The sequence below is a fragment of the Erwinia persicina genome (assembly GCF_019844095.1).
Taxonomy (GTDB): Bacteria; Pseudomonadota; Gammaproteobacteria; order Enterobacterales; family Enterobacteriaceae; genus Erwinia; species Erwinia persicina.
The window spans coordinates 689,901-714,376 of the sequence record NZ_CP082141.1; the positions used below are offsets into that span (position 1 = coordinate 689,901).

22 protein-coding genes are annotated in these 24,476 nt (G+C 58.0%); 14 read left to right on the plus strand and 8 right to left on the minus strand.

Features of this window, described 5'->3' with window-relative positions:
- Nucleotides 1–30: 30 nt before the first annotated feature.
- The 5 genes from K6L24_RS03185 to K6L24_RS03205 are packed head-to-tail and all read right to left on the minus strand — an operon-like array spanning nt 31 to nt 5,314.
- Nucleotides 31–1,020, minus strand: a complete 990-nt coding sequence (locus K6L24_RS03185) for a Csu type fimbrial protein (protein WP_062745869.1) — start codon at nt 1,018–1,020, stop codon at nt 31–33.
- On the minus strand, nt 1,017–3,443 hold the full coding sequence (locus tag K6L24_RS03190; RefSeq protein ID WP_222681943.1) for a fimbria/pilus outer membrane usher protein: 2,427 nt from the start codon (nt 3,441–3,443) through the stop codon (nt 1,017–1,019). Before K6L24_RS03190 ends, K6L24_RS03185 begins: the two co-directional genes overlap by 4 nt.
- 3 nt (nt 3,444–3,446) lie before the next feature.
- Entirely contained in the window at nt 3,447–4,166 is a 720-nt protein-coding gene (locus K6L24_RS03195; RefSeq protein ID WP_118665531.1) for a fimbrial biogenesis chaperone, read from the minus strand.
- A 24-nt stretch (nt 4,167–4,190) separates the two neighbouring features.
- Nucleotides 4,191–4,715, minus strand: coding sequence for a Csu type fimbrial protein (locus K6L24_RS03200; protein ID WP_187509471.1), 525 nt, complete (start codon nt 4,713–4,715; stop codon nt 4,191–4,193).
- A 23-nt stretch (nt 4,716–4,738) separates the two neighbouring features.
- Nucleotides 4,739–5,314, minus strand: a complete 576-nt coding sequence (locus K6L24_RS03205; RefSeq protein WP_062745880.1) for a spore coat protein U domain-containing protein — start codon at nt 5,312–5,314, stop codon at nt 4,739–4,741.
- A gap of 552 nt (nt 5,315–5,866) precedes the next feature.
- Between K6L24_RS03205 and K6L24_RS03210 the strand changes: the two genes are divergently transcribed.
- Nucleotides 5,867–7,999 carry a putative bifunctional diguanylate cyclase/phosphodiesterase gene (locus K6L24_RS03210; protein ID WP_062745882.1) on the plus strand — a complete coding sequence of 711 codons (2,133 nt, stop codon included), beginning with the start codon at nt 5,867–5,869 and terminating at the stop codon, nt 7,997–7,999.
- Nucleotides 8,000–8,063: 64 nt separating this feature from the next.
- Nucleotides 8,064–9,479, plus strand: a complete 1,416-nt coding sequence (locus K6L24_RS03215) for an aminotransferase-like domain-containing protein (RefSeq protein WP_062745884.1) — start codon at nt 8,064–8,066, stop codon at nt 9,477–9,479.
- A gap of 33 nt (nt 9,480–9,512) precedes the next feature.
- On the opposite strand, the gene K6L24_RS03220 is transcribed toward K6L24_RS03215, so the two are convergent.
- A complete protein-coding gene (locus K6L24_RS03220) occupies nt 9,513–9,995 on the minus strand; it encodes a YlaC family protein (RefSeq protein ID WP_062745886.1) in 483 nt (160 codons plus the stop codon).
- Nucleotides 9,996–10,197: 202 nt separating this feature from the next.
- On the opposite strand from K6L24_RS03220, the gene K6L24_RS03225 reads away from it, so the two are divergent.
- Nucleotides 10,198–11,202, plus strand: a complete 1,005-nt coding sequence (locus K6L24_RS03225; RefSeq protein ID WP_244634662.1) for a lysozyme inhibitor LprI family protein — start codon at nt 10,198–10,200, stop codon at nt 11,200–11,202.
- On the opposite strand, the gene K6L24_RS03230 is transcribed toward K6L24_RS03225, so the two are convergent.
- Nucleotides 11,199–11,654, minus strand: coding sequence for a hypothetical protein (locus K6L24_RS03230; protein ID WP_062745889.1), 456 nt, complete (start codon nt 11,652–11,654; stop codon nt 11,199–11,201). The two genes, K6L24_RS03225 and K6L24_RS03230, sit on opposite strands and share 4 nt — an antisense overlap.
- Complete coding sequence (locus tag K6L24_RS03235) at nt 11,629–12,567, minus strand: transcriptional regulator (protein WP_222681944.1); 939 nt, start codon at nt 12,565–12,567, stop codon at nt 11,629–11,631. The genes K6L24_RS03230 and K6L24_RS03235 overlap by 26 nt, the downstream gene beginning before the upstream one ends.
- 391 nt (nt 12,568–12,958) lie before the next feature.
- Between K6L24_RS03235 and K6L24_RS03240 the strand changes: the two genes are divergently transcribed.
- From K6L24_RS03240 to mdcE, 11 genes are all read left to right on the plus strand, one after another.
- Nucleotides 12,959–13,573: a cupin domain-containing protein gene (locus K6L24_RS03240; RefSeq protein WP_062745893.1), complete on the plus strand. Its 615-nt coding sequence runs from the start codon at nt 12,959–12,961 to the stop codon at nt 13,571–13,573.
- 321 nt (nt 13,574–13,894) lie between these two features.
- Entirely contained in the window at nt 13,895–15,331 is a 1,437-nt protein-coding gene (locus tag K6L24_RS03245) for a circularly permuted type 2 ATP-grasp protein (RefSeq protein WP_062745895.1), read from the plus strand.
- Nucleotides 15,325–16,254 (plus strand): alpha-E domain-containing protein, encoded by a 930-nt coding sequence (locus K6L24_RS03250; protein ID WP_062745898.1) that lies wholly within the window; start codon nt 15,325–15,327, stop codon nt 16,252–16,254. Before K6L24_RS03245 ends, K6L24_RS03250 begins: the two co-directional genes overlap by 7 nt.
- Entirely contained in the window at nt 16,254–17,054 is an 801-nt protein-coding gene (locus K6L24_RS03255) for a transglutaminase family protein (protein WP_118665535.1), read from the plus strand. The genes K6L24_RS03250 and K6L24_RS03255 overlap by 1 nt, the downstream gene beginning before the upstream one ends.
- Nucleotides 17,055–17,072: 18 nt before the next feature.
- Nucleotides 17,073–17,783, plus strand: a complete 711-nt coding sequence (locus K6L24_RS03260; RefSeq protein WP_062745903.1) for a proteasome-type protease — start codon at nt 17,073–17,075, stop codon at nt 17,781–17,783.
- Between the two features lie 153 nt (nt 17,784–17,936).
- Nucleotides 17,937–19,670 (plus strand): bifunctional ornithine lipid synthase OlsF, encoded by a 1,734-nt coding sequence (gene olsF / locus K6L24_RS03265; RefSeq protein WP_062745905.1) that lies wholly within the window; start codon nt 17,937–17,939, stop codon nt 19,668–19,670.
- A gap of 254 nt (nt 19,671–19,924) precedes the next feature.
- Nucleotides 19,925–21,577, plus strand: coding sequence for a malonate decarboxylase subunit alpha (mdcA, locus tag K6L24_RS03270; protein ID WP_222681945.1), 1,653 nt, complete (start codon nt 19,925–19,927; stop codon nt 21,575–21,577).
- Nucleotides 21,577–22,431 (plus strand): triphosphoribosyl-dephospho-CoA synthase, encoded by an 855-nt coding sequence (locus tag K6L24_RS03275; RefSeq protein WP_062745909.1) that lies wholly within the window; start codon nt 21,577–21,579, stop codon nt 22,429–22,431. Before mdcA ends, K6L24_RS03275 begins: the two co-directional genes overlap by 1 nt.
- A 69-nt stretch (nt 22,432–22,500) precedes the next feature.
- Entirely contained in the window at nt 22,501–22,800 is a 300-nt protein-coding gene (mdcC, locus tag K6L24_RS03280) for a malonate decarboxylase acyl carrier protein (RefSeq protein WP_062745911.1), read from the plus strand.
- On the plus strand, nt 22,793–23,629 hold the full coding sequence (locus K6L24_RS03285) for a biotin-independent malonate decarboxylase subunit beta (RefSeq protein ID WP_062745914.1): 837 nt from the start codon (nt 22,793–22,795) through the stop codon (nt 23,627–23,629). The genes mdcC and K6L24_RS03285 overlap by 8 nt, the downstream gene beginning before the upstream one ends.
- Nucleotides 23,626–24,426 carry a biotin-independent malonate decarboxylase subunit gamma gene (gene mdcE / locus K6L24_RS03290; RefSeq protein ID WP_062745916.1) on the plus strand — a complete coding sequence of 267 codons (801 nt, stop codon included), beginning with the start codon at nt 23,626–23,628 and terminating at the stop codon, nt 24,424–24,426. The genes K6L24_RS03285 and mdcE overlap by 4 nt, the downstream gene beginning before the upstream one ends.
- Nucleotides 24,427–24,476 lie beyond the last annotated feature (50 nt).

The following is a 24,476-nucleotide window of genomic DNA, read 5'->3' on the forward strand; positions in this document are numbered from 1 at the left end:
CCCGCCCGACCTGCCTGATGAGCGGCCTGCTCAGAACGATAAATCCACCGTTACCGTATCACTGTAATTTCCTGCTACCGGCGTGGCCTGATTTGTCAGCACCTGCGCATTGTAATTAAAGGTACGCGTTAAGCCGTCGCCGCTGACGGCATTTGCCGCGGCACTGGCCATCCGGTCAGGAGCCGTACTGCCCCAGCGAGAGGTGCCTGATCCTTTATAAATCTCATAGGCCAGCTTCCCCGTTGTGGTAGCGCTGGTCATATAGCGCTGCGTCCCCACGGCGTTCAGGCCGTTACTCAGACCCACCGTATAAGTGCTGCCTTTCGTACAGATGACATTAATCGACTGGCTGATGCTGTTAAAGCTGCCGACCAGCGGTGCGCTGCCAAAGCTGACCGCCGGGGCGGTAATGGTGGTGCAGTCTTTGGAAATCGCCATGTTAACGATAATGGACTGTGCGCTGGTGCCGGTCTGCTGCGACCCCAGCAGGCAGGCCCCCAGCAGACCGACGCCGGTACAGACATCGTAGTTCACCGTCACCGTCAGTGTGACGGTGTAGTTTCCCTCCGCCACCACGGCACCCGGCACTGTTCGCAGATAAAGGGGGACATTAAATACCACCTGTCCGACGCCACCGATGTTCAGGCCGAGCAGTTGGCTGCGGGACAGGGTATAAATTGTGCCGCTGAGCCCTAGTTCGTTGCTGCAGTTAACATCGGAACAGAGCTGCAGCGGGATCAGATCCGTGTTCAGCTTCAGTGCCCCCCGACTGCCCGTGGTGGCAACGGCAGTGGCTCCGGTCAGCTGCAGCTTGATGCTGTCGCTGGAGAGCAGGGCCAGTACACCGCCACCGCAGTTGACGGTGATATTGCGCTGAACAGTGCCTGGCGTGGTATTGACCGTAAACGAGCTGACGCCGCCAAAGCTGGCCGTCACCGTGGGCGTGGTACAGGCTGCCATGGCGGGCAGCGTGCCCGCCATCAGCAGGAGTGCGCTATACAGCAGCAGTCGGATTGTCATGGTGTGTTCCCATTGGGTGGGGGTGGCAGTGTGCAGATCAGCGGACCATAAGTGGTCAGGGAGGCAGGACGTCCACCGGACAGCGTGAGCACGGTGTCACAGCGGCGTCCGTCCGGCGTTGTGGCATGAATCGGATTCTGTGCGGCCAGATTCTCCAGCCAGGTAATACCGTCCCAGCCGACAAATGTTGATGGCTGGTCAGGGCGATCGATCTGCGTCGACAGCGGCAGCGGCTTACCCTCCTGGTCGTGCAGGATCACGCTGGCGGCGCGCAGCGGTTCAATCGGGAAGTGCAGCAGGTAACCGCTCTGTCGCCTGACGGAAAAACGCTGCTCGACGCTGCTGGCGGCCATATTTGCCGGCAGATCGAGCGTGTCGATATCATACTTTGCCGGATAATAGGAGCTCACCTGCGGCACCAGCAGATAGCCATTTTTGTCGGTTTTGCCCATCAGCTGATTTTCAAAGCGGACGTTGATGGCCGGGTAATCGGTTTTCACCAGTACAAAGGCATCCGTCACCTGGTTGGCGGCAAAGACGCTGCCGTCCATCAGCACCAGCGAGCCGGAGATATCGGCAAATTCCGTACTGTAGCGATCGTCACCGTAGAAGCCCGCTGACGTTTCTACCTTCTGGTCCCGCCAGCGCACACTGCCCTGACGATAACTGCCGCCCTCGCTCTGATTGGCCACCGAGGCATCCCAGGCCAGACCGCCGTCGGTAGGCATGGCGTGTGACAGGCTGAGTCGCTCTGAGGTGCCTCCCTGTTGATTACGCTCCACGTTGACGCTGGCGCTGCTCAGTTCACCGAAGGGAATGGTCAGGCCAACCGCGCCGGACCAGTCACCGCGCTCCCGATCGCGGCTGGCCGAGACATACAGGCTTGAGCTGCCCCACAGGCTTTTGCTCCACGACAGGTTCATCAGCCGGGTGCGGCTGCCGTCACCGCTGGTAATATCAATCAGCGCCGCGCCGACGCTGCCAAAGCGATCCAGCGACACGCTGGCGTTATACTGGGCGCTGCGACGGCTGAGGGTGTTGAACTCTGTGATCTCATTGCTGTTTTCCCGGTCGGCATACAGAGCGAGGTTGCCAAAGCCGGTGGTGCGCTGAGTTTGCTGCATCCCGAGGCTGAAGCGGCTGGTGCTGTACTGATAGCCCCAGCCGTACTGTCTGCCGTGGTCGCCCTGCATCTGGCTCTGGCTGACTGAGCCGTTAACCACGCCGTACGCTCCCAGCTTTAACTGCATCCCCGCCCCTCCCAGTGCCAGCGACGGGGCCGCCTCGGCGTGGCTTTCCAGCGTCAGCCAGTCGGTCAGGCCGTAGCGGTAGGAGCCGCTGGACGCCGCAGAGCCGTAATCAAAGCTCTTCAGACCATAGTTCTGGCGCAGAGCCCCGGCAGAGAGGGCGTAATCAGAGAGGCCCGTTTTCAGCAGGTCGCTGGCAACATAGAACGGCAGCGTGGTACTGATACGGCGGCCCTGGGCATCGGTGGTGACCACCACGGCGTTCCCGGCCCCGTTGACAAACGGCATATTGGTCAGCGAGTAGGGCCCCGGCTGGACATTGTTAGAGCTGGTTTTATAACCGTTAACGAACAGATCCACCGTGGAAGGAACCGCCGCCTGGCCGGAGAAGGAGGGCAGCGGATAGGTCACCAGATCGGGGCGCAGTGAGAAATCACGGCCCACCTGAATCCCGCCCAGACGCACGCTGCTGCTCCACGCCAGCGAGTCGCTGATCAGATCACCGACCTGCCAGTTCAGCGCATTCTCTTCATTCTGACTGGACCACCAGCTGTCATAGCGGATGTAGCCATTTTTCAGATAACCCGTTTCGCCGGAGAGCTGCTGCTGATAGTTACCGTTACTGATGAACTGGCCGTACCCCCCGAACAGACGCAGCTCATTCCAGGCGGAAAGGCGGGAACCGCCGCCAGTGGTATGGCTGGTATACAGGTCGTAGTTGAACAGCGCCCCGTTACTGCTACGTCCTTCATAGCGTGGCCCGTTACGGGTCGTTCCGGCAAAGGTTTGTACAGGTAGCCATTCCGGCGGAACCGTCAGCGAAATGCGCTGGCGCTGGCGGTCATAGTCGACCCTGACCCGATCAAGGGTAGAGACATCCATTAATGATGAGGTGATATGCGCGGTCGGGATACCGGCCTGCTGCAGGTCAGCGGCGCGCAGCAGGTAATGGCCGTCACGAAACTGAACCGGCACCACCAGCCCACGGTCGTCGTCGTTGACCACCAGCCCCAGCATAAAGGCCTGATCGTTCGCCGTGGTGGTACTACTGGCACCTGGCGGGGGCGGTAGCGAGGTATAGATTTCCGCACTGCCGGTCAGCGGGGACAGGCAGGTCAGCAGGCCGGTGAAGGCCAGGGTGCAGTGCCCTCCCGGCACCGGACGGTATCTGTTCATCTGCTAGCGTGCTGAACTGGTACTGCGCCAGGTCTGTTTATGTTCCAGCTCTGCGTAGATTTCCGCCCGCCCGGATGCCGGGAAACTTAACGGGAAGGTGTTACTGGCGTTGGCCAGCACGTACCCCAGCAGACTGCCGGAGAGCGTACGCCCCCCCAGAGTCACATTGCTTAACCGGGCATGTGTACTGCCACGGTTGGTAATTTCCAGGGCCTGCTTACCTTCACGGTTGACCAGTTTCCAGCTCAGTTCCGGACGGGCGGTGTCGGGGTCGAGGCCGCTGCCATAGACAAACAGCGGCACGGAGTAACGCATCTGGAACGTCAGTCCGGCCTGATTCTCACCCGGCGCCCTGGGAGTGGGGATCTCATCCAGCAGAACCCGGTAAGCCAGCTCCTGACCTGCGGCGGGCGGCGTCTGGTTAATCAGACGCACCATCTGGCGTTTGCCGGGTTCAATACGCACCACCGGCGGGCTGGCGAGCACCTGCTGCTGGGTCTGATACTGCTCCTGACCGTTGACCTGCTGCCAGCTGAAGACCCGCACCTGCATCAGCGTGGTACTCGCCCCCCGGTTCTCCAGCCACAGTTCGGTGGCTTTCTCGTTGTGGCTGAGTTTGGGGTCGATGGGCCAGATGAGAACGGAATTACCGGCCTGAGCCTTCAGGGACATCACGCCGCAAAGCAGGACAAAAAACAGTCCCGGAAAGGTATATTTCTTCATTATTGCTCCTTGTGCTGCCCGACATTACCAGCTCAACGTCACCGTCAGCGTGTCGCTGTAGGTTCCGGCCCGGTTCACGCCACTCAGCTGTAACTGACCGTAGATGGGCAACGTAATATTGTTGGCATTGCCCAGCGGCACTGCCACGTCCTGATTGACCGGGATTGACGTCGTGTGGGCAGCGTTGGTGTAGAGGTTGTACGCCACCAGGTTGGTGTTGCCGGCTACTTTCAGATTGCGCGTGGTGGTGTAGTTGCCACCGCCGTCAATGCGCATATTCAGCGTGGTACCGGGCGTGCAGGCCAGCGCAATACCAGAATTTTGCACATAGGCCGCGCTGGCAGTGACGCTGCCCACCCCGGGTTGCGTACCAAAGTCGAGCGTACCGAAAGAGGAGGTGCTGGCGCCGGAGACCACACAGCCGTTCACCACCGAAGCACTCACCGTAAAGTTCACACTGGGCAACGCCTCCACGCCACTGCTGTAAACCAGCAGCAGCAGGATCAGCGGATAAATAACGTCCGCGGCGCAGTGCACCCGCTTCCACACGATGCGCTCCCTTATCGCGACAATCAGTAGTTCACAGCGACGTTAATCGTATCCTGATAGGTCGCGGCCGGAATGGCGACGTTATTGTTCCCTCCACCGGTAATACGACCGTAAATCGGGTAGTTATCTCCGTTCGCCGGATCGGGCGTCCCGGCGCTGACCAGATTAGTATTGTTAGCGATGGGGGTGGTGTAGTTGGTGCTGCCGTACAGGGTATAGGCGATCCCCACGGTGGCGGTGGTGGCGTTGATCAGATAGCGGGGCTGCGTGGTCTCTGCACCGTAAACCGTGGTCGGTTTGGCGCTACTGCTGGTGATCTGCACCGAGTAGGTTGAGCCGGTAGAACAGCGCACGAAGATACCGTTACCCAACGATCCCACGAGGGTGGCTGACAGCGTATCAAAGGTCGCCGGACTGGTACCAAAGTCCAGGTTACCGAAGTTGACGCCCGTACTGTTGGTGGCTAGCTGTCCATTGACCAGACAACCTGCGGTCAGGATCAGTTTAGCGGCGATACTTCCGGTGGTGGTGGCGGCGTAGCCTGAACTGGCTACACCAAGGCTCAGGCCGCAACCCAGCAGTAAAAGCTTCATTTTCATAACCATTCCTTACTGATTAGAGTGATGAACGTGCTTTTCCGCCTGATGGAACAGTGTCGTCAGCAGGGCTGAATCAACAATGAAAATAATCAAAACCCGTTAGCGGGTAAAATATCACGTAAGGAATAGTCTGTTATTGGAATTAACGCGTTAGCATTCATTAGCGTAACTATAGATCAGCTCATGCCTCGCTGATAAGCGAATCGTAAAAATATTATTTATGTGTTAACACGATCAGGGATAAGTGCGCTTTCAGCCCTGCTGTGACGGGGGTGTGAAATTTTCAATAATATTTACTGGTGGATCTAGGCTATTTATCAGGCCAGTGCTATGTTCACATCAGAAGACGAGTAAGTTTAATAAACTTTATAAATTATAGGGCTATATCCCATCCCTGAAAAAAAACGTTTCAGCGTCCTCCTCTTTCCCGTTACGCGGCTAAAGCTGGCTGATTTTTAGCCGATAAAACAGGCTTCAGCCCGATTAATTTTTTTAATGACACCGGGCCACCACACACTAAGTCAACATGGCTTCTGCATTCGAGACTGTCCTATGCTCATGAGTTCGTACGATCAACTGCTGGTTATCGTCTCTTTTATCGTCGCGTTTCTTGCCTCCTACACCGCGCTGGATATGGCGGGGCGGGTGGCGACATCCACGGGAAAAGTGGCCAGAGTCTGGCTTGTCGGCGGGGGCTTCGCGATGGGCGTGGGCATCTGGTCGATGCACTTTATCGGCATGCTGGCGATGAGCCTGCCGATGGTAATGAGCTATAACGCCAGCCTGACGGGCGTGTCGATGGTGATTGCGGTCGCCGCCTCTATTTTTGCCCTGTGGATCGTCTGTTACGGCGAGCTGCCGTGGTACCGGCTGTGTGGCGGGGCGGCTATTATGGGCAGCGGCGTGGTGGCAATGCACTATACCGGTATGGCCGCGCTGGCAATCAAACCCGGGATCATCTGGGACTGGCGCTGGATCTGGCTGTCAGTGGTGATTGCGCTGGTCGCCTCCGGCGTGGCGCTGTGGCTGGCCTTCCGCCTGCGGCAGGGGATTGGCCGGCTGGCATTGATGCGCAGTGGGGCAGCACTGATTATGGGTGTGGCTATTGCCGGTATGCATTACACCGGCATGGCCGCTGCCAGCTTTCCGATGGACAGTCATGCCACCCACCTTGGCGTTAACAGCAACTGGCTGGCGATCCTCGTCGTGGTGGTGACGCTGGCGATCCTCGGGATTACGCTGCTGGTTTCTATGCTGGATGCACGCCTGCAGGCGCGTACTTCCGTGCTGGCCTCATCGCTGGCGGAAGCCAACCGCGAGCTGGCACAGCTGGCATTGCATGACAATCTGACCCGCCTGCCAAACCGCATTCTGCTGGAAGACCGCCTGGATCAGGCAATCATTAAGGCCACGCGCGAGGACTCGAAATTTGCCCTGATGTTTATGGATCTGGATGGTTTTAAGGCCATCAATGATGCATTTGGTCACCATATTGGCGACAGTCTGCTGATTGCCGTCACTGAGCGCATGAGGGAAAAAGTCGAAGGGCACCATACCCTGGCACGACTGGGCGGTGATGAGTTTGTGCTGCTGATTGAAATCGAGGATCCCAATGATGCCGCGGCGGTTGCCGATACGCTGGTGAAAGCGGTCGAGCGGCCATTTGCTATCTCCCGCTATGAGCTGGTGGTGTCATTAAGTATCGGTATTGCCGTCTTCCCGGGTGACGGCCACGACGAGCGTGAGCTGATGTTTAACGCTGATGCCGCCATGTACCACACGAAAAACAATGGCCGTAATGGCTACAGCTTCTTCCAGCCGTCGATGAACACCATTGCACAGAATCAGCTACAGCTGATCAACGATCTGTGGCTGGCGCAGGAAAATAATGAGCTAAGGCTCTACTATCAGCCTAAATTCTGTGCGCCCAGTGGGCCGATTATCGGCTTCGAGGCGCTGCTGCGCTGGCAGCATCCGCAGCGCGGTCTGTTGACGCCGGATCTCTTTCTGCCGCTGGCAGAAAAAACCGGGCTGATAGTCAGTGTGGGCAACTGGGTGATTGGTGAAGCCTGTCGACAGCTGCGCAGCTGGCATCTTCAGGGCCACAGCGAGTGGTCGGTAGCGGTCAATCTGTCAGCCCTGCAGTTTGAGCAGACGGGGCTGGTGGACACGGTTATCAGCGCGCTGGAAACGCACCAGATCCCGCCTGAACTGCTGACGCTGGAGGTCACTGAAACCACCGCCATGCGCGACCCGGACGAGAGCATCCGCATTCTGACGCAGTTAACCGAACTGGGGGTAAAGGCCTCTATTGATGATTTTGGCACGGGTTATTCCAGCCTGTTGTACCTGAAACGTTTGCCGGCCAGTGAACTGAAAATCGATCGTGCATTTGTGAACGAGCTTCAGGCGCAGACCGAAGATGCGACGATTGTGACGGCAATTGTGGCCCTGGCGCAGACCCTCAATCTTAAAGTCGTGGCAGAGGGCGTGGAAACCGCGGAGCAGCAGGCATTTCTTACCGGATTGGGCTGTAACACGTTGCAGGGCTACCTGCTGGGCCGACCTGTTCCACCCGATCAAGTTCTTGATCTCAAACAGTATGTAGATGCTGAAGAGAAGGAAGCGCTGATGGTGGCTGTCCCAAAGCTCGCAGCCATTCTGCCGCTCCCTGACGCGGTGTGATTTACGGCCAGGGGCTGAACACCTATAATAGTTCACACTTTGGTAAAAATGGCCTGTAACAGTCGTGGCAAAATATGAACAGCTGGTGGCGCAGATCCAGCAGCAAATAGAAACGGATATCTGGCAGCCGGGGGAAAAACTCCCCTCGCTGCGCCAGCAGGTTGAGCTGAGTGGCATGAGCCTGATGACGGTAATGCACGCCTATCAGGTACTGGAAAGCCAGGGATGGATCCAGTCGCGCCCTCAGTCAGGCTACTATGTTGCCCCGCGTGCCGAATTCCTCAGTCAGCCCCCGACTCACCAGAAAGTGCAGCTGGCCGAGTCGGTCGATATCAACGCCTTTATCTTCGACGTGCTGCAGGCCAGCCGCGACTCGCAGATTGTTCCGTTTGGCTCCGCCTTTCCGGACCCGGAACTGTTCCCCCAGCGCCAGCTGATGCGTGCCCTGACCACCGTTTCCCACAGTATGAAAGCCGTGGATGCCCTGCATAATCTGCCGCCGGGGAATGAAGCGCTGCGCAAAACGCTGGCACAGCGTTATGCCCTGCAGGGTATTCAGGTATCACCTGATGAAATTGTTATCACTAACGGGGCGATGGAGGCACTTAACCTCAGTCTGCAGGCGCTGACCGAACCGGGTGACTGGGTGGCGATTGAAAATCCCTCATTCTACGGCGCTCTTCAGGCCATTGAGCGCCTCAAGCTGAAAAGCGTGGCGATTGCCAGCGATCCGCAAACGGGTATCGATCTCGACGAACTGAGTCATTCGCTGTCACGCTGGCCCATTAAGGCGTTGTGGATGATGACCAACCAGCAGAACCCGGTCGGCTGTACGCTGAGTAAAGAGAAAAAGGCACAACTGGTGGCGCTGCTCGCCCGGCACGACGTGGCGCTGATTGAGGATGACGTCTACAGCGAACTCTATTTCGGCCATGAAAAACCGCTGCCGGCTAAGGCTTTTGATCGCCACGACAACGTACTGCACTGCTCGTCATTTTCTAAAAACCTGGTGGCGGGGTTTCGTGTCGGCTGGGTGGCGGCGGGCAAACATGCCCAGCGCATTCAGCGCTTACAGCTGATGAGTACCCTGTCGACCAGCGCTCCCATGCAGCAGGCACTGGCAACCTATCTCGGAACACGCAGCTATGACCGCCATCTGCGGCGTTTGCGTCAGGTGCTGGAGCAGCGTAAAAATCTGGCACGTCAGGTGCTGAAACGCTATCTGCCACCGGGGGCGCAGATTAATGATTCGCGGGGAGGGTACTTTCTGTGGGTGGAGCTGCCGAAGCAGGTGAACACTACCGAGCTCTATTACCGTGCGCTGGAAAAGAATATCAGTATTGCGCCGGGGAAGATGTTCTCCTCCAGCGAGCAGTACGCTAACTATTTCCGTTTTAACACCGCCTGGTGGGATGAGTCTCAGGAAGCTGCGGTCGCCACGCTCGGCAGCTTAATCACCGAGTTGTTGATATCGCCGTAGGGGCGGACGTTTTCTTCGGTCCGCCCGGCCGGTTTACACGGTAGCCGCGCTTTTCTGGCCCCAGGTCAGATGGAACACGTCATAAAAATCGACCTCGCCCTTCAGGGAAAGCAGTTTGGTAATCCCCTGCTTCACTTTTTCCGGCACCTTGTCATTACTGAGAATATCGCCCACCGCCTGCTCAGACAGCGTGCGGACATAATACCATTCGCCGTTGTAGCAGACGCGCAGGTCGAGGGTATCAATGTCCTCGAAGCGATATTTCGGGTTAACGTCCATCAGCATCAGACCGCTCATCAGCAGCACAAAAATCGTGGCGCCCCAGAAGGCCGGCCAGCCGAGAAAATCGGTAGTGAAGATCAGCGCCACGGTCAAAATATAGCAGCCGTACATGGATGCCCAGAGTCCCGGATGGGTCTTCAGAAACTGAAAACTAAAGCGCGGTTTGTTGTCGCGCTGCTCCTCGCGATTCAGGGTGTCGATCTCGCGCAGCAATATTTTTTTAACTTCTTCCATTTATTTACCTCTGCAAAAGAGTGCGGGCAGGGTGAAAGTAAACCATGTTTGAACCTATAATAGCAGGCACAGTTTTCGGTTATTCCGCTATAACAGTTGCTCACAGGGATGGGCCCGTCGTCATCGGCGGCGGCGACGTGTAAAATTCAGGCTCACCCTGAGGGCCTGCTCATAATGGATGAAATGACCCGGGATGATGTTAATGAAAGCCCCTGCGCTTATCGGCTTCACGCTGCTGCTCTGTTCCTTTAACGCCAGCGCAACCGACTGTGGGCGTGCCGCCACCGTGGTGGAAAATACCCTTTGTGATAATCCTGAACTGGTGTGGCTGGATCAGGTCTTCAACAACGCCTTCCATGAGCTGTTAATCAGCGACCCGCCGCATTTTACCCGGATCGCGCAGGCGATGATGCGCGAACGTAACGCCTGCGTCAGTAACAGCTGCCTGCGCCGAACCTATCTGGGAGGACTCAGCCAGCTGTACGGGGCCGATCGCGAGATGGACTGGCAGGGGGTCTGGTGGAATATGAGCGCGCCTCATGGCAACGGAGGCAAAATCCGCATCAGCCAGTTTGCAGGCAATGAATTTAACCTGGATGCTTCAGTCTGGGGCGGCTATTACCAGTCGTCCTTCAGTGGCAAAGTGACGCTGACCGGGGGCGTTGGCTTCACCCATTCGATCCTCTGGGGCGGCGGCTGTGCAATCGTGCTCACCCCGCGCCCCGATAACCGTATTGAAGTCAGCAGTGACTCGCATGGGCGCTGCGATATGCTGCTGCCGGGTAAAATGTCGATTGATGGCGTATATGTGAAAGCGGATAACGATCCGCGCCCGGCGGCCACGCTCCTGACGCTGGGAATACTGCCGAATAAGGCTCTGGACGATCGCTTCCGCCAGCTGGTGGGGAGTGACTATGCCGGATACGTCGCGACGGCGACCAGTTTTGTCTACAGCCAGGATTTGGATCAACAAGGGGCAACGGTGCTCACCCTCTGGGTAAAAGGCATGGCTAACCGACGGTCGGCCATGATTATGTACACGCCCGAAGGTCAAATCTGGGCGCTACGGGTGAGTCCTGATAAAGATAACAGTGTAAAAGTTCGCTATGTGACCACTGAAAAAGATAAACAGCATTTACCGAAAACGCTAAGTACCTGGCGCACCCGGTTTATCGATCGCCAGGTCACATCATCACTGCTGCCTTAGCGGTAACGCAGCATCTGGCCAGAGGGCGTGATCATCAGACGTTCTTTGCCCAGGCGCAGGGTATCAAAATGCACGCTATTATTTTCGGCATACCCGAGGATATTTTTGATCATCCGCATCTGACCATCATCAGCATAATAAATTTTATGAAAAGTAAACATCACCCCTTCGGTATCCTGTTTCTGCTTTTCCAGACTCACTTTAGCCATAAAACGATTATCGTTAGGGCTGGTCAGCGTCAGCAACACCGTATTCCCTTTACCTTCATATTGCGTATCGTAAATTTCACGCTGGCGCGCCAGCAGGTCATAGTAACCCAGCTGCAGATTGGCCTTAATGAAGTCCTGCGTAAACAGCCCGCTATCGGTTGGCAGATATTTCACCACCGCCACCGCCACGGGAACCAGCAGGGTCACCACCAGTAAGCTAATTGACGCAGTTGGCCATTTCATTAATTTTTCTCTCGCCTTCCCGGTAGATCAGTGCACTCAGTTGAGCACCATCCGTACGCCAGTTGATAATGTTCATCGCCAGCTGTTTACGATCGCACTGATTAGATAACGTCATGGTGTAGTTCAGCGTGGTGCCGGAGGTGTAATAAAAAATCTCCATATACACCTGATTATTCTTCAGATTTTGATTAAGGGTAAACAGCACCGGCCCCAGCAGCTTATTAAGATCATAGGAAGCCGACGCGCTGTCCCGGCCCCGGCGTAACTCCATCAGCTGAATATGGCTGTACGGCACGGAGTTTTTCTCCACCAGTGTGCTGCTCGGCAGCGGGAACAGGGTTCGTCCGGCCCACATCAGCACCAGCAGCAGCACCAGTGCCTGCGCAATAATAAGCCAGAGCCAAAAGTGGCGGCGGGCAGGCGTTTTTGTCTCTGTCTCTGTCACCGACACCGGAGGGACAGACGTTCCGTCCGCGGAATATTCTACCGGTAAAACGTCCTGCCTGTTTTCCGTAACGGACCCCGCGTGCCGGGCATCGTCAGCGGCCTTTAAATTATCCAGGTCTTCAGGGGGGGCAACCTCGGGGGATAAACGCTGGCAATACTCAGCCTCGAGAATATAGCCCTTTTTTGGAATGGTTTTGATAATACGCTGCTGTTTACCATCATCTTCCAGCGCAACTCGCAGAGCATGAATCGCATTCGGCAGACTGTTATTGCCAATAACCCGTCTTTCCCATACCAGCGTATTCAGTTCTTCCCGGGATAAAATGTTACCGGCATGTTCCGCCAGCACTTGCAGCAGTTTAAGCTGATATTCACCGAGCCGGCGCTGTTCACCTGTGCCCTGGTGGATCAACGTTCCAGATGAAAAATCGATGAACCAGTGGTGAATAATATAATCTGCAGTCATAAGTGTCGTATATCAGAAAGCCAGTGAATGTATCTGCTTGTTTTTTAGGACTATTAAGGTGTGCAGAAAGCCCAAAGTCGTTTGGTTTTGAGAATATTCTTATTTTAGCTTATCAGATACTTTAAGCGGAGTGGTTATCGTTATTTTTTATCTCACTCTCATCGGTTATCCACCATTATTATCGTGCTTAACTGCGGTTAAAGCCAGGTAACGAGGTGAGCTGGGCGGGCCGGACGTGCGGAGGCAGGCAAAGGGCGGTAATTTGGCTTAAGTTTATTTAAATTAATAAGTTATGTGATCTGCTACGCGAGGAAAACATTGCAAGCTGGTGGAATAATGCCACAATTAATTTAACAAACTCCCAACAAGGAAATTGACCCAGGAGCCTGATATGTTGACTTCTTCTCGCAGTGTAATGTTAATGATGTCGTTTGCTGCCGGGACCTTTGCTGCAGGTGCCTCCTCAAACCCGCGTCATCTGATACTGGCGCAACCTTCTCAGGGTATTCCCAATAACCCGCTGCCGTTAATTATCTATCCGCAAGTGGTCCCGGAAGAGGACGACGAAGGGGTAGAAGACAGCACGCCCGTTGATATGGCCCAGTGGTTCAGCGCCGAATTTGGCCGCCATGGCTGGCCGGTGAGCTGGCACGCTCCGATATATCCCTACACCCATTACCACCCGAATACCCATGAGCTGCTGGGGATCACCTGCGGCTGGGCAGAGATCCTGTTTGGCGGTGAAAGCGGGCGTATGGTGACCGTTTACGCCGGGGATGTGGTACTGATCCCGGCAGGCGTGGGCCATCAGCAAATCGCCGCCAGCGACGACTTCATGGCCGTGGGGGCTTACCCTCCGGGCGTGACGCCGAAAACCCTGCGCGATGAGCAGGCATTGATGGAACAGTCTATCCTTGAAATAAAACGCGTCGCGATGCCCGAGACCGACCCTGTGACCGGCGGGGAAGGCGCACTGACGGAGGTCTGGCACCCGCTGGTACAGTAAAGCTGTGCCATCAGGCTAACTTACGGCCCTTCAGGAACCGGGCAGAGCCTGAAACCCTGACGTACCCGATGTACGCTCTGGTTTTTCTGGGATGCCCGTGACCGACCCGGTGGCCTCAGCCCCCCTCACGGAGCAGGTTCTCATCGCCCTACCGGAATGCACTGTCATGGTGCGTTCCCCTTTCGCGCTTCGCTTTCCCTGACCCGGTTTTTCACCAGGCTAATGTCCATTCCTTGCCCTGTGCGGGGCGGGTCGATCCGCACGACTCTGGCACACTTTGTGCAGCATTAATGCAGGTTCACAGACAGCGGTAGGGAAATCATGAATCAAAGCTATCAGGTCGCGTCGCACTTTTATGATGAGATGTTGCTGAAGGACGGGCGCTATCGTGGACATTATCGGGAATACTGGCAGTGGCTTCAGCAGGCCGATCAGCAGGCGATTGCGCGCAAGCGCGAAGAAGCGGCGCTGCTGTTTCATCGTCTGGGGATCACCTTCAACGTGTACGGTGAGGACGGCGGGGAGGAAAGACTGATCCCCTTCGACAGTGTTCCGCGCATTATCCCCGCCGGGGAGTGGGCGATGCTCGACAAAGGTATCCGCCAGCGCGTGCAGGCGCTCAACGCCTTTCTGCACGACATCTATCACGATCAGCGCATCCTGAAGGCGGGGATCATCCCGGCGGAACAGGTGCTGGTCAACGACCAGTATCAGCCCTGTATGCAGGGGCTGAACCTGCATCGCGATCTTTACGCGCATATTATTGGCGTGGATATGGTCCGCAACAGCGACGGCGAATATTACGTACTGGAAGACAACCTGCGCACCCCGTCCGGCGTCTCCTATATGCTGGAAAACCGCAAAATGATGATGCGCCTGTATCCGGAGCTGTTCGCCGACCGCCGCATCGCGCCCGTCGAGCGCTACCCGTCGCTGCTGTTACAGACCCTGCGCGAAAGCTCGCCCGTTAACGATCCGGTGGTGGTGGTATTAACCCCCGGCCGCTTTAACAGCGCTTACTTTGAACACAGCTTCCTCGCCCAGCAGATGGGCGTTGAGCTGGTGGAAAGCGCCGATCTGTTTGTCAAAGACGGGGCGGTGCTGATGCGCACTACTGCCGGCCCCTGCAAGATCGACGTGATCTACCGACGGGTGGATGATGCTTTTCTCGATCCGTTAGCCTTCCGGCCGGATTCGATGCTGGGCGTACCGGGGCTGCTGTCCGTCTATCGGGCGGGCAATGTGGTTCTGGCCAACGCCATCGGCACCGGTGTGGCTGATGACAAGTCAATTTACCCTTACGTTCCCGATATGGTGCGCTTCTATCTTAATGAGGATCCGATCCTTAACAACGTGCCCACCTGGCAGTGCCGCCGCCCGGATGAGCTCTCCTGGGTGCTGGCTAACCTTGAAAAACTGGTGGTGAAAGAGGTTCACGGTGCGGGGGGCTACGGCATGCTGATTGGCCCGGTAGCCAGCAGGCAGCAGCTGGCGGATTTCCGTGCACTGCTGATTGCCCGGCCGCAAAACTACATTGCGCAGAATACGCTGGCGCTTTCCACCTGTCCGACATTTGTGGAACAGGGCCTGGCTCCGCGACATATCGATCTGCGGCCCTTTGCTCTGAGCGGCGCGGAGATCCGGCTGGTGCCCGGCGGGCTGACGCGCGTGGCGCTGACGGAGGGATCGCTGGTGGTGAACTCGTCGCAGGGCGGCGGTACCAAGGATACCTGGGTTCTGGAGGATGACGCATGCTGAGTCGCACGGCCAGTGGCCTGTACTGGATGGCGCGCTATTTAGAGCGTGCGGAAAATATTGCCCGGGTGCTTGACGTGACCAACCGTCTGTCACTGATGCCGGTGCGCGGCAGTCATAATAATGAACTGCGCGTACCGCTTAACCTGACCAGTACCGATGAGCTTTACTGGTCGGTCAGCGAGCAGCTGACCATGTCGCAGCTGTTCCACTTTTTTGCCCTTGATGAGCGCAATCCCGCCAGTATTTATAACTGCTGGCAGTCGGCCTGGAACAATGCACATGCCGTGCGTGGCAGCCTGTCGTCTGAAGTGTGGGAGAGCATTAATTCCAGCTGGATCGAGCTGCGCAAACTGCGGCATAACGGCGTCAGCAGCGGCGGGGCGGATGCATTTTTCGACTGGGTTAAAGAGCGTTCACACCTGTTTCGCGGCGCGATGTTTGGCACCCTGATGCGCGGCGATGCAATGAGCTTTATCCGCCTCGGCACGCTGCTGGAGCGTGCCGACTGCACGGCGCGTCTGCTGGATGTGTATCAGTATCTCAGTGATGAAGATGACGACACAGTACGTGAATACTACCGGCTGGATACGCTGCTGCGCTCGGTGTCAGCGCGGGAGGCGTACCACACCATCTACAAGCAGCAGCTGGCCGCCGACGGCGTAAACGAAATGCTGATCCTGCGCGAGGAGAGCCCGCGATCGCTGCGATCCTGCCTGGATGAGATCGCCAATCAGCTCAACCTGATCGGCAACAGCGGAGAAGATCGCCCGCGCTATCTGCTGACCGTTCTCCATGCCCAGCTGCGTTACAGCAGCTGGGATTCCCTGATGAGCGAGGGGCTGCACGTCTGGCTGCAGGCTTTTCTCAGCGAGCTGGGCAGGATTGCCGAGAGCATTCATCACACCTATCTGGAGGCGAAATAATGAAGCTGACCATTGCGCACAAAACCTGTTTCAGCTATCAGAGCATGGTGCGGCAGAGCACGCAGTACCTGCGGCTGACACCGCAAAATTCGGTGCATCAGCAGATTATTTCCTGGGACCTGCTGCTGCCGGAAGAGGCGATCTGCACCACCGATACCTGGGGCAACGTGCTGCACGTCCTGACCCTCGACCGCCCGCATCAGGAAATTGAGATTGAAGCACGCGGCGTGGTCGACATTCTGGATGAGGGGGACAGCGCACCGGACCCTGACTGTACGCTGTCGCCGCTGGTGTTCCTGCGCCACAGCCCGCTGACCCAGCCCGATGCGGAGATCGTTCACTTCGCCCGCCGCTATTACCGTGAAGAGGCCCCGCTGGTCAGTCTGGAGCGCCTGATGGGGGAGCTGCTGTTGAAGATGCCCTATCAGCCGGGCAGCACGCTGGTCACCGATCCTGCGGCAAAAGTTTTCGCGGCGGGTAGCGGGGTATGTCAGGATCACAGCCACGTCTTTCTCGCCTGCTGTCGCAGCCTGCATATCCCCGCTCGTTATGTGAGCGGCTATCTGTATACTGATCACGTGGAACATGTGGCGACGCATGCCTGGGTGGAAGCCTGGGTGGACGGCAGCTGGCACAGTTTCGATATCACCAATAATACCCGCAGCACCCGTCAGCATCTGAAGCTGGCGGTGGGCGTGGACTATCTGGATGCCTGCCCGGTGCGTGGTATGCGCCTGGGCGGCGGCAGCGAAAATATGCAGGCAGTGGCTGCGGTACAACTGGTGTTTTCGCAGCAGTAATCTTTTACCGGACTCACTATGACCTATTGTGTAGCTATGCGCTTATCGTCAGGGATGATTTTCGTTTCCGATTCCCGAACCAATGCGGGCGTGGATCATATTTCCTCGTTTCGTAAGCTTCATGTTTTTCAGCAGGACGGCGAACGCACCCTGGTGCTGCAAAGCGCCGGTAATCTGGCGACCACCCAGAGCGCGTTAAGCCTGCTGCGGCGCGGCTGCGAGGACGGAAAGCAGCCCAGCCTGATGAATGCCACCAATATGTACGATGTGGCGCTGCTGGTGGGCGAGACGCTGCGGTCAGTGATCAAACGCGACGGCGAAGAGTTTGGCGGCACGCTGATGCTGGGCGGGCAGATCAGGGGGGAAGAACCCAGGCTGTTTCAGATCTACCCGCAGGGCAATTTTATTGAGGCCAGCACCGATACGCCCTATTTTCAGATAGGGGAAAGCAAGTACGGTAAACCGATTATTGACCGCGTACTGCGCTATGACACGCCGCTCGACCAGGCGATGCAGTGCGCCCTGATCTCCATGGACTCCACGCTGGCCAGTAACATTTCGGTCGGCCTGCCGCTGGACGTGATGGTCTATCCGGCCGACAGCTACAGCAGTATGCAGCAGTACCACATTACGGAAAAACACCCCTACTTCTCCCAGATCCGCCAGCTCTGGAGCAGCGGTCTGTTAAGCGTTTTTTCACAGCTGCCGCCGCTGGAGCTCGACGAGTAACCTGCCGCCCACCCCTGTCCTTTCAGGGTTGACCGCATTTTGTGGTCAGCCCGCTTCCCGCCAAATCAGCGCATCTTTCTCCTGTCATTTTCCTGACACGCTATCGTCATCCGGGCTGGTTAGTGTGCCGTTAAAACACCCGGAGGCTAACCTGTGTTTACTATCGAGCGCGTACTGGACGACCTGAGTCCCGGTCATGACACCCCCTCCTGGCAGAAAAGCGTGCTGCGCCGCCTGCTTCATGAAAAAGAGTTCCAGCAGTTCAATCAGCGCAACCGCCACCTGAAAGGGCTGGATATGGTGGAGCAGGTGCTGGAATACATGGATGTCAGCTGCGAACTCAGTGAACGCGACCTTGAACAGATCCCCAGCAGGGGCCCGGTGGTGATCGTTGCTAACCATCCGCTGGGAACCCTGGATGGCCTGGCGCTGCTGCACGCGGTGTCACAGGTGCGGCGCGACGTCAAAATTGTGACCAACCGCCTGCTGCACTGCCTTGAGTCCCTGAGCAGCCTGATGGTGCTGGTGGACAACATGGGTAACCGCACCAGCCGCCATCAGGTGGGGCAGATGCAGGAGCAGTTGGAAAACCAGGGGGTGCTGATCTTCTTCCCGGCGGGGGAGGTTTCCCGCTTCGGCAGCAAAGGCATCAGGGATGGCAAATGGAGTCACGGCTTCCTGCGCCTGGCCGCCCGCTTCCGGGCACCGGTTGTCCCCATTCATATCAGCGGACGCAACAGCGCGCTGTTCTATCTCACCTCGAAAATTTACCAGCCTCTGTCGATGCTGCTGCTGGTACGGGAAATGTTTGGCAACCGCGGCGCGCGGCTGAAGCTCAAAATCGGCAAACGCATCCCCTATGCCAGCTGGCACGACGGCCGTACCCCGGCGAAGGAACTGGCCGCACGTTTTCGCCGCCATCTGTACCGCATCGGGCAGGGCAAATCAGCGCTGTTCCAGACTGAGGCAGCCATCGCGCGTGCTGAAGATCGCGCCGTGCTGAAACGGGCGCTGGCGGGCTGTGAAGTGCTCGGTCAGTTACCGGATGGCAAAATGATCTACCTGTACCGCCGTCAGGGAGAGGATTATGTGCCGATACTGCGGGAACTGGGCCGACTGCGCGAAATCGCCTTCCGGGCGGTGGGTGAGGGCAGCGGCACGCGACGCGATCTGGATGATTACGACGACGATTACTATCACCTGATTTTATGGGATGAAGAGGCACTGGATATCGTCGGGGCCTATCGCTTTATCCCGACCGCCGAACAGTTTGAACGCAAAGGCTTCGAGGGCATCTACAGCCACAGTCTGTTCCATTACGATCACCAGATGAACCCGGTGCTGATGCAGGGCATTGAGCTGGGCCGCAGCTTTATTCAGCCTGCCTACTGGGGCAAGCGTGGCCTGGATTACCTGTGGATGGGCATCGGGGCTTATCTGGCAAAATACCCCCAGTACCGCTATCTGTTTGGTCCGGTTTCGATCTCCGGCGGCCTGCCGCTGGCGGCGCGCGACCTGCTGGTGGCCTTCTACCGGCTCTACTTTGCCCCGACGCTGCCGCTGGCGACCTCCCGCCGCCCTTATCCGGCCTCGCTGCCGGACGTTCTGGCGCAGTTTAGCGGCGATAATTACAGTGAGGATCTCAAACGCCTCAAGCGCCTGTTAAGCAACCTGGGCACCGGTATCCCCCCGCTGTATAAACAGTATTCCGAACTCTGTGAGGCCGGCGGGGTCCAGTTCATTGACTTCGGCAGTGACCCCGACTTCAATCACTGTATCGACGGGCTGGTGCTGGTGGATCTCACCCGGCTGAAAGAGAGTCGCTTCCAGCGCTATATAGCCATCCATTACCCGCAGGAGAGGGTGGCAGACCATAACGCAGACTGACCCCGCCCTCTCTCTCCCACTAGCCCGTCTTGACGGGCTCTTTTTTTTACCCACCCGGTCAGCACGAAAAAAGGGTGACCTCGCCCTCAAAATGAATTTCATAATCTATTGATAAAGATGATTTTTTTATCAACCGTTACGCCATGGGTAATGTTTGATACACCGGACGTAATTGTTTGAACGTCTTGTTTGGGTGCAGACTCGTCATCAGACTGAAGCATCCCTGACAGGATGCACTTACAGGAGGCTTTATCATGATTTCCAACCCGTCCCCCCGTGTCTGGGATACGCGCCGCCGTGAAAAACAGCGCCGTATTGCCAGCCTGGGTCTGAACAATAAAATACTGCCTACGGGCGATCTGGTTGCCATGCTGGAAAAACTGATCGTGCCCGGCGATCGCGTCGTTATGGAGGGGAACAACCAAAAGCAGGCGGATTTCCTCTCACGATCGCTGGCGCAGGCTGATCCGAAAAAGTTGCACGATCTGCATATGATCATGCCAAGCGTGGGCCGCAGCGAACATCTGGACATTTTCGAAAAGGGCATCGCCCGCAAGCTCGACTTTTCCTTCTCCGGCACGCAAAGCCTGCGTATTTCGCAACTGCTGGAAGACGGGCAGCTGGAAATCGGGGCCATTCACACCTACATCGAACTTTACTCGCGGCTGTACGTTGACCTGATCCCGAACGTGGCGCTGGTCGCCGCTTTCAAAGCCGATCGCAAAGGTAACCTCTACACCGGCCCGAGCACCGAGGATACTCCCGCTCTGGTGGAAGCCGCCGCGTTCCATGACGGCATTGTCATTGCTCAGGTCAATGAACTGGTCGACGACGAATGTGACCTGCCGCGTGTGGATATCCCGGGCTCGTGGATAGACTTTGTTGTCGTGGCTGACAGGCCGTTCTTTATCGAACCGCTGTTTACCCGCGATCCACGCCTGATCAAGCAGGAACACGTGCTGATGGCGATGCTGGCGATCAAAGGTATTTACGCCGAACACCAGGTGCAGTCGCTGAACCACGGGATTGGTTTTAACACCGCCGCCATTGAGCTGCTGCTGCCCACTTACGGTGAACAGCTGGGGCTGAAAGGCAAAATCTGCCGCCACTGGACGCTGAACCCGCATCCGACCCTGATCCCGGCGATTGAAAGCGGCTGGGTAGAAAGCGTGCACTGCTTCGGCGGTGAGCTGGGCATGGAAAAATACGTCGCCGCCCGTCCGGACGTGTTCTTTACCGGTGCTGACGGCTCCATGCGCTCGAACCGCGCCTTCTGCCAGATGGCCGGACAGTACGCCGCCGATATGTTTATCGGTTCCACCTTACAGGTCGATGGTGACGCCAACTCCTCTACGGTCACCCGTGGCCGTCTGTCGGGCTTTGGCGGTGCGCCGAATATGGGCCATGACCCGCACGGCCGACGCCATGCAACGCCCGCCTGGCTGGCGATGATCAATGAGCCCGATCCGATGGCACGCGGCCGCAAGCTGGTGGTGCAGATGGTGGAAACCTTCCAGGCCGGATCAAAACCGACCTTCGTCGAGAAGCTGGAAGCGGTCGACGTGGCGAAAGCGTCCGGTATGCCGCTGGCTCCGGTGATGATCTACGGGGACGACGTGACCCACGTCCTGACCGAAGAGGGGATTGCTTACCTCTATCGGGCGAAGTCGCTGGAAGAACGGCGTGCCATGGTCGCCGCCGTGGCCGGTATCACCGATATCGGGCTGGGCGTGGATGCGAAGCGCGTCACACAGCTGCGCCGTGAAGGCAAAGTCGCCTTCCCGGAAGATCTGGATATTCGCCGGACCGATGCCCGCCGCTCTCTGCTGGCTGCCGGCAGTGTCGCTGACCTGGTCGAATGGTCCGGCGGGTTATATCAGCCACCGGCTAAATTCAGGAGCTGGTAATGAGCCTGCAGCGGCAGATCGCCGCCTCTCCTGCTGAACGTCACGCGCAGCGTCTGGCCGCACTGGCCACGCGTTGTCTGCTGATGGAAGCGAAGCTGACGCCCAAGCCGGGGCTGGTCGATCGTCGCGGCAGCGGAGCGCATCACGATTTGACGCTGGCGCTGATGGAGCGGTCTGCCCACAGCCTGACGCCGATGTTTCGTGAGATGGCGCTGCAAAGCTGGCGACGCCCGGCGGATATCGCCCTGCGCCAGACGGCAGGCCGGCTGGGACGCGACGGGGAAGCCGTCATGATGCGGGAGACCGGTGGGGTCAATACCCATCGCGGAGCGATCTGGGCGCTGGGGCTGCTGGTTTCTGCCGCGTCGATGTGTGGCGGCATGGGTAGCCTGACGCAGGTGGTCAGTACGGCAGCCCGCCTGGCACAGCTGCCGGATGAGGCTGCCCCGAAGCTGTTCAGCAATGGCCAGCGTGCCAGCTCACGCTACCGTCTGCCCGGTGCCCGTGAAGAGGCCCGGCAGGGTTTCCCTCATGTGATCACTCTGGCGTTGCCGCAGCTGTGGCAAAGCCGCCAGCAGGGCGCCGGTGTGGACGCCGCCCGGCTGGATGCGCTGATGGCCATCATGACGTCACTGAGTGATACCTGCGTACTGTCGCGGGCCGGAATGGCGGGCCTGGTGACGATGCAGCAGGGCGCACGCGCGGTGCTGGCGGCGGGCGGCGTGCAGCAGCCTGCTGGCTATCAGGCCCTTATGCAGCTTGATGCACAGATGCTGGCACTGAACGCCTCACCGGGCGGTGCGGCTGACCTGCTGTCTGCGGCGCTGTTTCTGGATCGTGTCTGTGTGGGGTAACCCGGTGCTTTGTCGGGCGAGGCCTGTCTCCGGTCTGCCCGCAGATGAAACAAATTTTACGAGGATCTTATGCAACAGATAACCTTTTCTTTTCCGGCTACACGCCACCTCAGCGGTAAAGCGCTGGCGGGCGTGGTGGGATCCGGCGATATGGAAGTGCTCTACGTCGCTGATGACAAAGACGAACTGCGCGTGGCGATCACCACCTCCGTGGATAACAGCAGCCCACGCTGGCAGGCGTTATTTGAGCGCCTGAGCAGCTTCGGGGCATTACCGTCCGGCCAGATGACCATTCACGATTTTGGTGCCACCCCGGGCGTGGCACGCATCCGCATTGAACAGGTGTTTGAGGAGGCAGCCGATGCGTAATGACAGCAGCTTTATTGAACTGAAAGCGCGTGAGCGCGCCCGCCTGCTGCTGGATGACGGCAGCTTCCGTGAACTGCTTGATCCGTTTGACGGCATGATGTCGCCGTGGCTGGGTGCGCAGGGTATTGTGCCGCAGTCTGACGACGGCATGGTGGTGGCAAAAGGCACCATCGACGGCCAGCCTGCCGTGGTGATCGCCATTGAAGGCGGTTTCCAGGGCGGCAGCATGGGCGAAGTCTCCGGCGCGAAGATGGCCGCTGCGCTGGAACTGGCGGCAGAAGATAACCGCAACGGTATCCCAACCCGCGCGGTGTTGTGCCTGGAAACGGGCGGCGTGCGCCTGCAGGAGGCCAATCTCGGGCTGGCGGCGATTGCCGATATTCACGCGGCCATCGTTGACCTGCGTCGTTACACCCCGGTGGTGGGCATTATTGCCGGTACGGTAGGGTGCTTCGGCGGGATGTCGATTGCCGCCGGGCTGTGCAGCTACCTGATTGTCACCCGGGAAGCCCGGCTGGGCCTGAATGGCCCACAGGTCATTGAACAGGAGGCGGGTATTGATGAGTATGATTCCCGCGACCGGCCGTTTATCTGGAGCATGACCGGGGGCGAAGTGCGCGCCCGCAGCGGCCTGGTGGATGCCCTCGTTGCCGATGGTCAGCAGGCGATTAAACAAGCAATGCGCGATGCGCTGGCAAAAGGCGTCCCGGCGATGCCGCGTTCGCGTCGCTATCAGCACTACCTGCCGCGCCTGGCGCAGTTTGATACCCGTCAGCAGGCCGATGCACAACAAATCACAGCGTTATTCAGTGGGGAGGATCGCAAATGAAACAGCCAACAGGACGTGGTGAAATCTGGCTCCAGCAGCTGACTGCCGGGGCGACCCGCCTGGCGGGATTATGCCCGTCAGTGCAGGTGGCTGACGGTGAGCTGAACGGCGAGGATGCCCGTTTTATTGCCGTGGTGCCTGATGCCGCTAACCATTACCCCCGCGCCGCACGGGGCGAAGTCGGGCTGCTGGAAGGCTGGACGCTGGCAAAAGTCATTAACGAAACGGTGGAGCAGGATGCGGCCAGCGCGCATAAGCGGCCAATTGTCGCGGTGATTGATGTACCGAGCCAGGCGTACGGACGCCGTGAAGAGGCTTTTGGCATTCATCAGGCGCTGGCAGCAGCAGCAGGCGCTTACGCCGAGGCGCGTCTGGCCGGGCACATCGTGATTGGGCTGATCGTCGGTAAAGCGATGTCCGGGGCTTTCCTCGCCCACGGCTACCAGGCCAACCGGCTGATCGCCTTCAACGACAGTGGCGTGCTGATCCACGCCATGGGCAAAGAGGCGGCGGCGCGCATTACCTTGCGCAGCGTTGAGGCCCTGGAAAAACTGGCACAGACCATTCCGCCGATGGCCTATGACATCAGGAACTACCACACCCTTGGGCTGCTGGAGTCGCTGCTGGATATCCGCCAGCCGGATGCCCCGGAGGCTGACGACGTGGCGCAGGTTCAGCAGGCGCTGACGGACGCTCTCGCAGCCGCCCGGCGCGATCCCGGCCTGACGTGCCGCCTGCAGGCGGAAAACCGCCGCAGTTCAAAAGCCGTCAGGGAGCGTATGCGCAGCCTCTGGTAGTGTGCACGCCAGCAATAAAGAGCCATAAGACAACCTGCCAGGTGTCGTCG